Raw genomic sequence first — 13,109 nt, forward strand, 5'->3', positions numbered from 1 at the left:
CGAGCTAAAACAGATCGCCCTGCCCCGCCTTCGGCGCCTCCTTGCGTGGCGGGCGCGCAGGCCGAGGCGGCGCTGCGTCCCCTCCTCCCGAGACCGTGACGGCGAAGCGGCCGTCGCTGACCTGAACGCTCAAGCCCTGGCCGGCATGCGCCTGCGCGACACCGCGCACCAGCGCTCCGGCCTCATCGCGCACCAGCGCATAGCCGCGCGCCAGGACGGATTCCGGCCCCAGCGAACGCATCAGCGCCCAGAGCGAGCCGAGCCCGTCGCGGCGGCGCGCGAGGCCCTGGGCAAAGGCGCGGCGAGAGCGCTGGGCGAGATCGCCGACGCGCTCCGCCGCCCGCGAAACCCGCAATCTCTCCGCGCGCAGCAAGGCATCGCGGCCGGCGCGCAAGCGGTTCGACAAGCCATCGAGCCTGGCCGCATAACCGGCCAGGCGCGCAGACGGCGAATGCCGGTTAAGCCGTTGCGCCAAACCAGCCAGGCGCGTTTCGTGGGCCCGGGCATTGCGCGCCAGCGCAGGCGCTAGCCGCGTCGCCGCGAGATCGAGCCGCTGGCGCGGCCCCGAGAGCACCGCCTCCGGCGCGGGCAAGGCGCGGGCGAGCGCGCGCAGATCGCTGCGGCGACGGTCGGACAGGCGGCGCATCGCGCCGGCCTGCCGGCGCGACAGGTCTGCGACCAGGCTCATCAGTTCGGCGCGGACCGGCACGACCTTCTCGGCCGCGCCTGTGGGCGTCGGCGCGCGCAGATCGGCAGCATGGTCGATCAAGGTCCAGTCGGTCTCGTGGCCGACGGCCGAGACGAGCGGTATCTGCGAGGCGGCGGCCGCGCGCACCACCGCCTCCTCGTTGAAGCCCATCAGGTCTTCGAGCGAGCCGCCGCCGCGCGCGACAATGATGACATCGGGACGCGGAATGCGTCCGCCCCGGGGCAGCGCATTGAAACCGGCGATGGCGGCGGCCACCTCGTTGGCGCTGGATTCACCCTGCACGCGCACCGGCCAGACCAGGACATGGCGCGGAAACCGGTCTTCCAGCCGGTGCAGAATATCGCGGATGACGGCGCCTGTCGGCGAGGTGACGACGCCGATGACACCAGGCAGATAGGGAATGAGCTGCTTGCGCGCCTCATCGAACAGGCCTTCCGCCGCGAGCTTCTTGCGGCGCTCCTCCAGCAGCGCCATCAGCGCGCCGACACCGGCGGGCTCAAGCGAATCGATGATGATCTGGTAGCTCGACTTGCCGGCGAAAGTGGTGATCTTGCCGGTGGCGATGACCTCCAGCCCCTCCTGGGGCCGCGTCTTCAGCCGGCCAAAGACGCCCTTCCAGATCACCGCGTCGATCTTGGCGTTCTGGTCCTTCAACGAGAAATAGACATGGCCGGAGCCCACCGGGCCGCGATAGCCCGAGATCTCGCCGCGCACGCGCACAAAGCCGAAGGCGTCCTCCAGCGTGCGCTTGAGCGCGCCCGACAGGTCGGAAACCGACCATTCCGGTGTGTTGGAGGGTTTTACGTCAGGCGATTCGCTATCCATGGCGCGACCATAGCGGCGTGGATGGCCGAGCAGAAGCGTTGCCGTCTGCGCGCCCGGCGGCTATTGCCGCGTTCAGATCTCAGATCCGGAACCAGTGCGGGTGGACGGACGTCCACACGCAAGGAGACCACGATGAACATCCTTTTGATCGGCTCGGGCGGACGCGAGCATGCGCTGGCCTGGGCGATATCGGGTTCGCCGCTCTGCGACCGGCTCTATATCGCGCCGGGCAACCCCGGCACCGCGCAATGCGGCGAGAATGTCGTGCTCGACATCGCCGACCATTCGGCCGTCGCGACCTTCTGCAAGTTGCATGGCGTCGATCTCGCCGTTATCGGCCCGGAAGGCCCGCTGGTCGACGGCATCGCCGATGATCTCATCGCCGCCGGCATCAAGACCTTCGGCCCGTCCAAGGCTGCTGCCCAGCTCGAAGGCTCTAAGGCCTTCACCAAGGAGCTCTGCGCCGAATTCGGCATCCCGACCGCCGGCTTTGGCCGCTTCACCAATGCAGCCGAGGCCAAGGCCTATGTTGCGAGCCAGGGCGCGCCGATCGTGATCAAGGCCGACGGGCTCGCCGCCGGCAAGGGCGTGGTGATGGCGGAAACGCTGGCCGAGGCGAACGAGGCCATCGAGATGATGTTCTCGGGCGGGCTCGGCGCGGCCGGCGCCGAGGTCGTGATCGAGGAGTGGATGATCGGCGAGGAGGCGAGCTTCTTCGCGCTCTGCGACGGCGCGCATGCCATCGCAATGGCGTCCGCCCAGGACCACAAGCGCGTCGGCGACGGTGACACCGGCCCCAATACCGGCGGCATGGGCGCCTATTCGCCCGCCCCGGTGATGACGCCGGCGCTGGAGGAGCAGGTGATGGCCGAGATTATCCGGCCGACGCTTGCCGGCATGATCGCACGCGGCATCCCGTTCAAGGGCATTCTCTATGCCGGCCTGATGATCACGGCGCAGGGGCCGAAGCTGATCGAATATAATGTCCGTTTCGGCGACCCCGAATGCGAGGTGCTGATGCCGCGTCTCAAGAGCGACGTCGTGCCGGCCCTGCTCGCCTCCTGCGACGGCGTGCTCGACTCGTTCGACCTGCGCTGGTCGGATGAGGCGGCGTTGACCGTCGTGCTGGCGGCGAAGGGCTATCCGGCCAGGCCCGAGAAGGGCAGCGTGATCAAGGGCGTCGAGAAGGCCGCGGCGCTGGACGATGTGCTCATCTTCCATGCCGGGACGAAGCAGACGGCGAGCGATCTCGTCGCCGATGGCGGGCGGGTGCTGAATGTCGTCGGCCTCGGCAAGACCGTCAGCGAAGCGCAAGGACGCGCCTATGCGGCGGTCGACGCCATCGACTGGCCGGGCGGCTTCTGCCGCCGCGACATCGGCTGGCAGGCGGTGAAGCGCGAGCGCGAAGGCTAACAAGCGCGCGTGAAGCGTATATATTGGAGATCCTTCGATATATACGCGGAAGGTCGTCATGATCGTATTGATCAAGGATCCCGAAACCGACCAACTGATCCGCGAAATGGCGGCGCAGACGGGCGAGACCATTACGCAAGCGGTCAAGACCGCAACCAAGGAACGCTTGGCTCGATTGCCGCGACCTGCGCGTACCGGCCGTCTCGACAGGACAAAAATCGACGCCTTTCTGGCTGAGATCGACGCCTTGACCAAGGTCGACACGCATCTGAGTGATGAAGAGCTGATCGGTTACGACGAGATCGGCGTACCCAGGTGAACCTGCCGCGGATCGTGATCGACAGTTCCGCAATGATCGCGATCTTGCAGGGAGAACACGAGCGCGCAGCCATCGTCGACAGTCTCGACCGGGCCGGCGAGGCGCTCTGTTCCACCGTCAGCTTCGTCGAAACCTTCATGGTTGCGAGTCAGCGCTTGGCCGATTTCGACCTCGATCGCCATCGGACCTTTCTGAGGCGTTTCGGTATTCAAAGCAGCGCCGTGGACGAAGAACAGTCCATCCTCGCCGCCGAAGCCTTCCTCCGCTTCGGTCGGGGACGTCACCCCGCCAAGCTCAACATGGGCGACCGCTTCTCCTACGCTCTTGCCAAATCCTGGCACGCACCCCTGCTCTATAAGGGCGAGGACTTCGCCAAGACAGACATCGCCTCCGCGATGGCGCCAGGAGTTAGGCCATGAGCAATCTCGACTCCCTCTTTCCCGGCTTCAAGGCGCATTGGATCGACGGGCCTATCGGCAGGATCTTCGCCCGCGTCGGCGGCGACGGGCCGCCCGTGGTGCTGATCCATGGCTTTCCGCAGACCCATGCCGAATGGCACAAGCTCGCGCCGAAACTCGCCAAGACGCATACCGTCATCTGCCCGGACCTGCGCGGCTATGGCTGGTCGGCGGCGCCGCATGGCGATGGCGGCAGAGAGACCTACAGCAAGCGCGGCATGGGCGAGGACATCGTCGCGGTGATGCAGGCGCTCGGGCATGTCCGCTTCGCCGTCGTCGGGCATGATCGCGGCGCGCGTGTCAGTTACCGGCTGGCGCTCGACCATCCCGGCCGGGTCGAGCGTCTGGCCCTGCTCGACATCCTGCCGACGCTCTCGATGTGGGAGGGCATGACTGCGGCGCGCGCCATGCAGGTCTATCACTGGACCTTCCTCGCCCAACCCGAGCCGGTTCCAGAGAACCTGATCAAGGCCGATCCGCTCGGCTGGCTCGACCACACGATCGCAAGCTGGACCCGCGCCAAGGACCTCAAGCTCTTCGACAGGCTCGCCCTCACCTCCTATGGCGAATCCTTCAACGATCCCGCCCGCATCCATGCGGCCTGCGAGGATTACCGCGCCGGCGCGACGACCGATTTCGCCCAGGACCAAGCCGATTTCGCCGCGGGCAAAAAGATTCTCTGCCCCGTGCTGGCGCTCTGGGGCGAGGCCGGCATCCCGGCCAAGGGGGCAAGCCCGCTCGAGATCTGGCGCACGACCTTCGCCCCGCAGGCGGAGGGGCTGGCGGTCGATAGCGGCCATTTCCTGCCCGAGGAGAACCCTTCAGCCACGCTCGCGGCCCTGCTTCCGTTTTTGTCCAAGCCCGCCGCCTGACTGGCCTCAGAGGAATAGCGGGGCGACGGCGGTTCAGGGTTCCCGCCCCGGCATGGCTGCCGTACAGCATCGGCTTGTCCCGAAAACCGGTTCCCACTTTTCGTAGCCGATGCCCTAGCGATCTTGCATCGGCCTGTCCCGAAAACCGGTTCCCACTTTTCGGGCCGATGCCCTAACCTCCGCCGCATTCCGATCAGGAGCTTCCGATGAAACTGACCGCTTTCAAAGCCCTGACCTTCGATTGCTACGGCACGCTGATCGACTGGGAGAGCGGGATGGTCGCGGCGTTGCAACCGCTCGTCAGCAAGGTCGCGCGGCCGCTGAGCCGCAATGACGTGCTCGAGGCGCATGCCCGGCACGAATCGCGCCAGCAATTGCAGACGCCGGGCAAGCTCTACCGGGAGCTTCTCGCCGTGGTCTACAAACGCCTGGCGGAAGAATGGAACGTGACGGTGAGCTGGGAGGAGTGCCTGGCTTACGGCCGTTCCGTCCGCGACTGGCCGGCCTTTCCCGATACGGTCGAGGCTTTGCGCGAACTGAAACAGCACTATCAGCTCGTCATCCTGTCCAATGTCGACAACGAATCCTTCGCCTTCAGCAATGCCAAGCTCGGCGTCGCGTTCGATGCGATCTACACGGCCGAGGATATCGGCAGCTACAAGCCGGCTTCCGGCAATTTCGACTACATGCTGACCTCGCTCGCCGATCGCGGCATCGCCAAGGCTGACATCCTCCACACCGCCGAGAGCATGTTCCACGACCACAAGCCGGCGAATGCGATCGGCCTCGCCTCCTGCTGGATCTATCGACGCCATGCCGATGAAGGTTTCGGCGCCACGATGAACCCAGGCGCGATGCCGCATTACGATTTTCGCTTCACCAGCCTTGGCGATCTCGCGGCGGCGGTGAAGGCCGAGGCGGGGCGCGCCTGAGGCGCCGGCATGTCGCGCTCGCCCTCACTCGCGCCGTCCCGGCCTGCTTCCGGCGAGCCCGAGCTCGAGCCGGAGCTCGTCCTGGTGCTGGGCGCGGGCGGGGCGCGGGGCTTGAGCCATATTCCCGTGCTGGAGGCCCTCGATGAGCTCGGCGTCAAACCTGCTCTGATCGCCGGCTGTTCGATGGGCGCGATCGTGGGGGCGGCCTATGCGGCGGGCCTCTCGGGCAAGGAGCTGCGTGAGCATGTCGCGCTGACCTTCCGCGACCGCGCCCGGGTGATCGCGCGGCTGCTCGACGCCCGCATCGGCAAGTTCACCGATTTGATGCGCGGGCTGGGCAACCCCGTGCTGATCGACGGCGAGCGCATGCTCGACCTGTTCTGGCCGGAAGCCGTGCCCGACCGCTTCGATCAATTGCAGATCCCGTTCGCGGCGCTCGCCACCGACTACCACCTTCATGCCGAGGTCCTGCTGCGCGAGGGGCCATTGACGCCGGCGGTCGCGGCTTCGCTTGCGATCCCGGGCTTGATCCGGCCGGTCATCATCGACGGCCATGTGCTGATCGACGGCGGCGCGATCAATCCCCTGCCCTATGACCGCCTGCTGGCGCCGGGCCGCATCGTCATGGCCGTCGACACCAGTGCGCCCGCAACCATCAGCGAGACGCGCATCCCTGAGCCGCTGGAAGCGATGCTCGGCGTCAGCCAGATCCTGACGCGGACGATCGTGCAGCGCATGATCGAGCGCCAGCCGCCCGATATCCTGATCCGCGCCGGCGTCGACGGCATTGGCGGGCTCGATTTCTTCAAGGCGCAGGCGATCCTGGAGGCCTCCGAGCCGATCAAGGACGAGGTCAAGCGAAGACTGTCTCAGGCGCTCGAACGGCGGGGCTGACAGCCTCTGGTTCGTCGCAGCGGAAGCCCGGCAGCGCGGCGCTCAGGGCTGCCCTGCCCTCCTCGGTCAGGACCACGGCGCGGCTGTCCTTCTTGCGGCGCACCCAGCCCGTCTCGAAGCAGCGGCAGGCCAGAGCGGCGGCAAGGCTGCCGGCGAGATGCGGCTTGCGCTCGCTCCAGTCGAGGCAGGGGCGCAGCGCGGCGCGGCGGCTCTTCGGCAGCGCGGGATCAACGGCGAGCGCGGCAAAAACCGCCTCGCCCGAAGCGCTGAGGCCATAGCCGCCATCGGCGACGATGAGATGCCCGCCCGCAACGAGCGCGTCATGGATGCCGATGCCCAACCGGCCGGCGAAATGATCGTAGCAGGTGCGGCCCCGGCTCAACTCCTCGCCGACGCGCGAAGGCAAGCGGCGGTTGCTGGGCTGCGTGCCGGCCAGCACCATGAGCCCTTCCAGCGCGGTCGCGACCTCGGCGCTCGCCAGCCGGTAATAGCGATGGCGCCCTTGCGCCGCGACGTCGAGCAGACCGCCCTGCATCAGCTTGGCGAGATGGCCGCTCGCCGTCTGCGGCGCGACGCCGGCGAGATAGGCCAGTTCCTTGGCGGTAAGCGCCCGCCCATCCATCAGCGCGTGCAGCATATTGGCGCGGGCGGGGTCTCCCATCAGATGGGCGATCTCGGCGAGATAAGGACCATGCGTGCTCATGCAGGCATCTTGCTCCTCGGCTCGGGCGAGACCAAGCCGGAATGCTACGGCCGCGACCGTAGTGTCGGACCGCGACAGGATGCGGCAACAATGCCAGAAAACCGGCCATGGAAAACCTGCACCTCATCCTCTTCATCGCCGCGACCTTCCTGCTTGCCGGCTTCGTCAAGGGCGTCATCGGGCTTGGCCTGCCGACCATCGCGGTCGGCATTCTCGGCGTGGTGATGGCGCCAGCCCAGGCCGCGGCCCTGCTGGTGGCGCCCAATCTCGTCACCAATGGCTGGCAGATCGCGACCGGCCCTGGCCTCAAGGCAATCTGTCTGAGGCTCTGGCCGATGCTGGCTGGCATCTGTATCGGCACCTGGGCCGGCGCGGGGCTTCTTCAGCAGCAGAAGGAAGGCTCGGCCACGCTCTGGCTCGGCATCGCGCTGGTGCTCTATGCGCTGGTCGGCCTGAAGGCCGCCAAGCTGCGCGTACCCGCCCACACTGAGCGCTGGCTCGGCCCCATCATCGGTATCGCGACCGGCGTCGCCACCGCTGCCACCGGCGTCTTCGTGCTACCGGCCGTGCCCTATCTGCAGGCGCTCGGCCTCGACAAGGATGAGCTGATCCAGGCGCTCGGCATCTCCTTCATCGTCTCGACGCTGGCCCTGTCCTTCGGGCTGGTCGGAGCCGGCGCGCTGAATATGGGCGTCGCCTGGCACTCGCTGCTGGCGCTGGCTCCGGCGCTCGCCGGGCAAGCAGCCGGCACGGTGATCCGCGCCCGGATTTCCGCCGCGACCTTCAAGATCTGCTTCTTCGCGGGACTGCTGGCGCTGGGCGGCTATCTGGTGATCAGAGCGCTTGGCTGAGCGCAGCCTGCGCTCCCAGAGCTCCCGAATCCGGGGGCTGGCCAGGGCGCTTCCATTCGGATCAAGCTGTCATTGCGAGCGTGAGCCGAAGCAATCCAGGGGCCGTCGAGCGCTACGGCTCTGGATTGCTTCGTCGCTCACGCTCCTCGCAATGACCTGAGAGGCCGTGCTAGCCAAGCTCCAGCGTGGTCACGCCGAACAATTCGGGCGCGAGCGGGATCGGCTCGCCTCGATACATCCGCGTCGTCTCGAAGCCCGGCCGAAGGCCTGCATCCGTCAACTGATCGATGAATTGCCGGCGCGCAGCGGGCACATCGATGAAGACCTCGCCTGCGACGGAGGATGCAAGATGCGAAACCAGCGCAGCAGCGGTCGCGTCATCCAGCGCCGACAGCCCGCCGATCTTCCAGCCCACACGGCATTTGCGGATCACGCCATACCCCGTGACCGCGCCCTGCGAGGTCGCGACGCAAGCAAGATGTGGCGTCACGAGCCAGCGCGCGAGAAAGGCCTCCCGTGATTCCGGAAAGCTCCTGCGATCGAAAGCCATGACTTGAGGCAAAAGGACTTGAGGCAAGTGCTCGGGAGTGACGATGCTCAGCTCCCGACGATCGACCGGTTCGCCGGCGAAGACGCCACCGAAACGGATGGTGCGGTGGGCCGGCGCAAAACCTTTCCGGCGGTAATTCTCGAATTGCTCATCGACCCCGTCGAGCCCGATCGTGCGCCCCGCGAGCCGCGCCATGCCCGCATCCCAGACGGCTTTGCCATGGCCCAGGCCACGCCTGTCCTCGCGACTGATATAGAGCCCGATGAAGCCATAGCTCGCGCCATAGGCGACGGCTGCGATGGCGGCGACCATCTCGCCATCGACGAAGGCGCCGATGAAGCCCTCGGGGTCGCTCGCCTGAAACGCGACGGCGTCGTCGAGGCCTGGATTCCAGCCTTCAGTGGCGGCCCAGTCGATGAGCTGCTCGATCTCGGCCGGCTCAAGCCTGCGGATGAGGCGCGCGCTCATGCGGCTGCCTGCGGTAGAGGAATCTGCATGAACCCATTCTAGAGCAAGTTCCGATCCAATGGGATCGTTCAATTGCTCTAGCTCTTTGTTTTAACGCGTTTTCTGCACGCGAACCGGTGTCCACTCCGCTCGAAAGCGCTCTAGCGTTGCACGTTCGGCGCTGCATAGGCGCCGCGCTTGGAGCGCACAACACGCAGGGAAGGATGAGGCCCGGCGCATCAGGTCCAAAACGCCTTATGCGCCATTTATGCCCGGTTTTGTCTTCCCAATGGCAATCTTACGCATCGGCGATCGATCATCCGGGCTCCCACAGGAGGTTGCGATGGTCACCTATGAAGCACTGCAGCGCCGCAGCGAACCTGCTCGTCGGACCATGCCGCAACCGCGGCGCGACGGCGGCGCAAGTCGTGACCTGCTGCATACATTCATTTTGCTGGCGCTTCTGGCCGGTATCGTCGGCTTCCGTGCCTGGCTGAGCATGCCTTATTGAAGACGCGGAAGAGGCTTCCCGCCAAAATCGGGCGCCCCAGCTGCTCCATCAAGACATCGTTGATGGAGCAACTCCGCCCAGATCCGCGTCTTGCGGGCGTCTATTTCGATCGTGTCGAATAACGTTCGAAACGTCGAAAGCTGCGAAACGACCGAAAGCCGAATCTGTCACGGCGTCGCTTGCTGCAGCAACGGGGACTGCTGCAACAGCGAACAGCCCATTGCGGCGATGCTCAACCAGAGCACCTCATCCCATTGATTGAGCGCATGCATCGTGAAGCGCTGCCCTTGCATCACCGCTGTCACGGCCGTGATCATTCCGTAGAGCGCCAGCAATCCCGACAAAGCCAGGAGAAACCCTGATTTGCCGAACAGCGCCAGCACGGCGGAAACGGAAACCTTGAAAACGAACCTGCCGACAAGGCTGCGGGCGATCGGATCGATACGCGCGATCATCGGATTGGGCTCCTCATCGGCCAGAGGCGTCATGGCGCGTCAAGCTCTACGCCAGCCGGCCCGAATATGGAGATTGCCCTGCTCCCACGTCGTGGTTCCATTCGGTTGCGGAGCGGAAAGATAAAGATCGCATCAAGGCGACCGTCTCGGCCGAGGGCGCCCTACCGCTTTGCCTTGAAAAATTCCCGCAGCAGCCCCGCAGCCTCGCTTTCGCTCAAGCCGCCATAAACCTCGGGAGCGTGGTGGCAGGTCGGGCTGGCATAGAGCCTGACCCCGTTCTCGACCGCACCGCCCTTGGGGTCGCCTGCGCCGAAATAGAGCCGGCGGATGCGGGAAAAGGAGATCGCGGCGGCGCACATCGGGCAGGGTTCGAGCGTGACGTAGAGATCGCAGCCGATCAATCGCTCGCTGCCGATTTCCTCGCAAGCCAGGCGCAGCGCCAGCATCTCGGCATGGGCGGTCGGATCCTTCAGCTCCAGCGTGCGGTTTCCCGCGCTCGCCAGCACGACACCCTCGCGCAGGACCACCGCCCCGACCGGAACCTCGCCACGTGCGGCGGCCGCCCGCGCCTCAGCCAAAGCGAGCGCCATGCCGTCCACGCCATTTGCCTTCGCCTGCACCATCAAAAACCCTGCTTTACCGCTCGCGAGCGGCAAGGCGCTCTGCTACAAGCGCCGGCTATCAGTCAGCGTTCCGTCCGGCTCGATTGTGCCGGTCGGGGACGCGCGCGACATCAAATATTTGAGCATCGGCCATTCGCGAAAGTGCATTCCACTTCTGCGGACCATGCTTCGGAGCGATCATGAGCGACGACAACAACCAGAAAAGCCGTGGCCCGCGCAAGGGCGGCGGCGCAGGCGGCCGCGGTGGCGGCCAAGGCGGCGGTAAAGATGGCGGCTCGCGCGGCGGCGGTTTCGGACGCGATGGCGCGGGTCGCGGGCCGGCGCGCTCCGGTGCACCAAGTGGCGAGCGCAAGCCATTCCGCAGCCGCTCCGAGGGTGGTGAGCGCCCGGCCCGGGCCACGTCCGAGGGTGGCGAACGCCCCCAGCGTCGTTTCGACAAGCCGGCCGGCCAGCGCGATGGTGCTCCGCGCCCGCCGCGCGCCGGTGGCGAGCGCCCGTTCCGGGCCAGGCCCGAGGGCGAGCGCGCGCCTTATCGCGAGCGCAGCAACGACGATCGCCCGAGCCGCGGTGCCAGCAGCGGGACTGAGCGGCCCTTCCGCGCCAGGCCCGAGGGCGAACGCAGTGCGAGCCGGCCGCCCCGCGAGGGTGGCGAGAGGCCGTTCCGCGCCAGGCCTGAGGGCGAGCGCAGCTCCAGCCGCCCGCCTCGTGATGGCGCCGCGCCGCGTGGCAAGAGCTTTGGCGCCAAAAGCTTCGGCCAGCGTGACGATAAGCGTTCTGAACGGCCGCGCCGTGAAGACGCAGCAGCCGAGCCCAAGCTTCTCGCTTCGCTTGCCGCGCAAGAACCTGAGCGCATCGCCAAGGTGATGGCGCGGGCCGGTGTCGCCTCGCGTCGCGACAGCGAGGCGATGATCGCGGAAGGCCGCGTCAGCGTGAACGGCAAGGTGCTGGAAAGCCCGGCGCTCGATATCGGCCCCAATGACGTCGTTCTGGTCGATGGCGAGCCCTTGCCGGCGCGTGAGCGCACGCGGATGTGGCTTTATCACAAGCCGCGCGGGCTGGTGACGACGAACCATGATCCGGAGGGTCGGCCGACCGTATTCGACTCGCTGCCGGAAGAGCTCCCGCGCGTGCTCTCGATCGGCCGGCTCGACATCAACACCGAAGGCTTGCTGCTGCTCACCAATGACGGCGGTCTCGCGCGCATGCTGGAGCTGCCCGAGACGGGCTGGCTCAGGCGCTACCGCGTGCGCGCCTTCGGCTCGATCACCCAGGACAAGCTCGACACGCTGCGCGACGGCGTGACGATCGAGGGCGTGAGTTATGGCCCGATCGTCGCCCGCTTCGAGCGCCAGCAGGGCTCGAACACCTGGCTCGTGGTCGATCTGCGCGAAGGCAAGAACCGCGAGGTCAAGACGGTGCTCGAGCATCTCGGCCTCGACGTGAACCGATTGATCCGGGTCTCGTTCGGCCCGTTCCAGCTCGGCGACCTGCCCGAGGGCGAGGTCGACGAGATCCGCTCGCGCGTGCTTAAGGACCAGCTCGGCGAAGATCTGATCGCGAGGGCTGGCGTCGATCTGGAGGCGCCGCGCCGCGACGAGATGCCGGCGGCCCCTCCCCGCGCGCCCAGTGGCGACGACCGGCCGCGCCGGCGTGAGACAGGCGACCGCGACGGCAAGCCCGAGCGGGAGCGCTGGCAGAGCGACGCCGTGCGTACACCTTCCAAGGATGACCGCAGCGAGAAGCCGTGGAAACGCACCGTCTGGCGCGATGCCGAGGCGGAGCCGCAGCGCGAGCGCAAGGCACCGCCGCGCCGTGGCGCCGATCCCAAGATCGAGCGCCAGACGCGCGAGGCCACCGGCGAGGTGGTCCGCCGCCGCGACAAGGCGATCGAGGATCCCAATGGCCGCCGCGTGCTGGTGGAGCGCGTCAGCGCCACGCCCCGCGAGGTGCGCCCTGCCAGCGCGGTGCGCCCTGCCCGCGAGGAGCGCCCGGCCCGCGAGGGCGTCAACCCCAAGCGCCGGCCCGACCGCCTGCCACGCAGCGAGCGCGGCGCGGCCGGGGGGCGTCCGCCACGCACGCAGGAGCGCACAAGCAGCAGCGAACGCCCGGCCCGCCGCCCGCGCGAGGAGGCCGGCGGCCGCGACCGCGCGGCCGAGCGCCCCTGGCAGGATGCCGCGCCGCGCCAGGATGCGGCGCCACGCAGCGAGCGTCCCGAACGCGCGCCCCGGGACGGCAGCGAGCGTCCCGCGCGCCGCTTCACCGAGCGCAGCGGCGATGACAAGCCACGCGGCCGCAGCTTCGGTGACAAGCCGGGCGGCGCGCCCAAGAGCTATGCCGCGCGCTCAAGCGAGCGGCCGGCCGGCCGCAGCGCAGGCGGCGAGCGCAGCGGCGGCAAGTCGTTCGGGGGGAAACCCTCCGGAGCCAAACCCTCCGGGGGCCGCCCCTTCGGCGGCAAGCCCGGCGGCGGCGGTCGCCCGGGCGGCGGCGGCAAGGGTCCGCGCCCAGGCGGTGCCGGGCGCGGCAAGCGCGACTGAGGAAAACGTGACT

At 67.6% G+C, this 13,109-nt stretch carries 14 protein-coding genes; 9 read left to right on the forward strand and 5 right to left on the reverse strand.

Going from position 1 to position 13,109, the window contains the following annotated elements; genetic code table 11:
- Positions 1 to 4 precede the first annotated feature (4 nt).
- Positions 5 to 1,534, reverse strand: a complete 1,530-nt coding sequence (xseA, locus tag RMR04_RS23585) for an exodeoxyribonuclease VII large subunit (RefSeq protein ID WP_311910922.1) — start codon at positions 1,532 to 1,534, stop codon at positions 5 to 7.
- A 132-nt stretch (positions 1,535 to 1,666) separates the two neighbouring features.
- Here xseA and purD point away from each other — a divergent pair, with 132 nt between their 5' ends.
- From purD to RMR04_RS23615, 6 genes are all read left to right on the forward strand, one after another.
- Positions 1,667 to 2,947, forward strand: coding sequence for a phosphoribosylamine--glycine ligase (gene purD, locus RMR04_RS23590; protein ID WP_311910923.1), 1,281 nt, complete (start codon positions 1,667 to 1,669; stop codon positions 2,945 to 2,947).
- A 58-nt stretch (positions 2,948 to 3,005) separates the two neighbouring features.
- Entirely contained in the window at positions 3,006 to 3,266 is a 261-nt protein-coding gene (locus RMR04_RS23595) for a type II toxin-antitoxin system VapB family antitoxin (RefSeq protein WP_311910924.1), read from the forward strand.
- Complete coding sequence (locus RMR04_RS23600; RefSeq protein WP_311910925.1) at positions 3,263 to 3,685, forward strand: type II toxin-antitoxin system VapC family toxin; 423 nt, start codon at positions 3,263 to 3,265, stop codon at positions 3,683 to 3,685. Before RMR04_RS23595 ends, RMR04_RS23600 begins: the two co-directional genes overlap by 4 nt.
- Positions 3,682 to 4,596, forward strand: coding sequence for an alpha/beta fold hydrolase (locus RMR04_RS23605; protein WP_311910926.1), 915 nt, complete (start codon positions 3,682 to 3,684; stop codon positions 4,594 to 4,596). The genes RMR04_RS23600 and RMR04_RS23605 overlap by 4 nt, the downstream gene beginning before the upstream one ends.
- Before the next feature lie 206 nt (positions 4,597 to 4,802).
- Positions 4,803 to 5,528 carry a haloacid dehalogenase type II gene (locus tag RMR04_RS23610; RefSeq protein WP_311910927.1) on the forward strand — a complete coding sequence of 242 codons (726 nt, stop codon included), beginning with the start codon at positions 4,803 to 4,805 and terminating at the stop codon, positions 5,526 to 5,528.
- Positions 5,529 to 5,537: 9 nt separating this feature from the next.
- Entirely contained in the window at positions 5,538 to 6,422 is an 885-nt protein-coding gene (locus tag RMR04_RS23615; protein WP_311910928.1) for a patatin-like phospholipase family protein, read from the forward strand.
- On the opposite strand, the gene RMR04_RS23620 is transcribed toward RMR04_RS23615, so the two are convergent.
- The gene (locus tag RMR04_RS23620) at positions 6,382 to 7,125 is read right to left on the reverse strand and encodes an ArsR/SmtB family transcription factor (protein WP_311910929.1); all 744 of its coding nucleotides are present in this window, start codon (positions 7,123 to 7,125) and stop codon (positions 6,382 to 6,384) included. The genes RMR04_RS23615 and RMR04_RS23620 overlap by 41 nt on opposite strands.
- Positions 7,126 to 7,232: 107 nt before the next feature.
- Here RMR04_RS23620 and RMR04_RS23625 point away from each other — a divergent pair, with 107 nt between their 5' ends.
- Positions 7,233 to 7,976 (forward strand): sulfite exporter TauE/SafE family protein, encoded by a 744-nt coding sequence (locus RMR04_RS23625; protein WP_311910930.1) that lies wholly within the window; start codon positions 7,233 to 7,235, stop codon positions 7,974 to 7,976.
- A 169-nt stretch (positions 7,977 to 8,145) separates the two neighbouring features.
- Here the strand turns inward: RMR04_RS23625 and RMR04_RS23630 are convergent, their stop codons facing one another.
- Complete coding sequence (locus RMR04_RS23630) at positions 8,146 to 8,994, reverse strand: GNAT family N-acetyltransferase (protein ID WP_311910931.1); 849 nt, start codon at positions 8,992 to 8,994, stop codon at positions 8,146 to 8,148.
- 322 nt (positions 8,995 to 9,316) lie between these two features.
- Here RMR04_RS23630 and RMR04_RS23635 point away from each other — a divergent pair, with 322 nt between their 5' ends.
- A complete protein-coding gene (locus tag RMR04_RS23635) occupies positions 9,317 to 9,484 on the forward strand; it encodes a hypothetical protein (RefSeq protein WP_311910932.1) in 168 nt (55 codons plus the stop codon).
- Between the two features lie 167 nt (positions 9,485 to 9,651).
- Here RMR04_RS23635 and RMR04_RS23640 read toward each other — a convergent pair whose 3' ends face one another.
- Both RMR04_RS23640 and RMR04_RS23645 read right to left on the reverse strand, forming a co-directional pair.
- Positions 9,652 to 9,939: a hypothetical protein gene (locus RMR04_RS23640; RefSeq protein ID WP_311910933.1), complete on the reverse strand. Its 288-nt coding sequence runs from the start codon at positions 9,937 to 9,939 to the stop codon at positions 9,652 to 9,654.
- Between the two features lie 161 nt (positions 9,940 to 10,100).
- Positions 10,101 to 10,562, reverse strand: a complete 462-nt coding sequence (locus RMR04_RS23645; RefSeq protein ID WP_311910934.1) for a nucleoside deaminase — start codon at positions 10,560 to 10,562, stop codon at positions 10,101 to 10,103.
- A gap of 179 nt (positions 10,563 to 10,741) precedes the next feature.
- Between RMR04_RS23645 and RMR04_RS23650 the strand changes: the two genes are divergently transcribed.
- Positions 10,742 to 13,096 carry a pseudouridine synthase gene (locus RMR04_RS23650; RefSeq protein ID WP_311910935.1) on the forward strand — a complete coding sequence of 785 codons (2,355 nt, stop codon included), beginning with the start codon at positions 10,742 to 10,744 and terminating at the stop codon, positions 13,094 to 13,096.
- The last annotated feature ends 13 nt before the right edge of the window (positions 13,097 to 13,109 follow it).

This window comes from Bosea sp. 685, assembly GCF_031884435.1.
Lineage (GTDB): Bacteria > Pseudomonadota > Alphaproteobacteria > Rhizobiales > Beijerinckiaceae > Allobosea.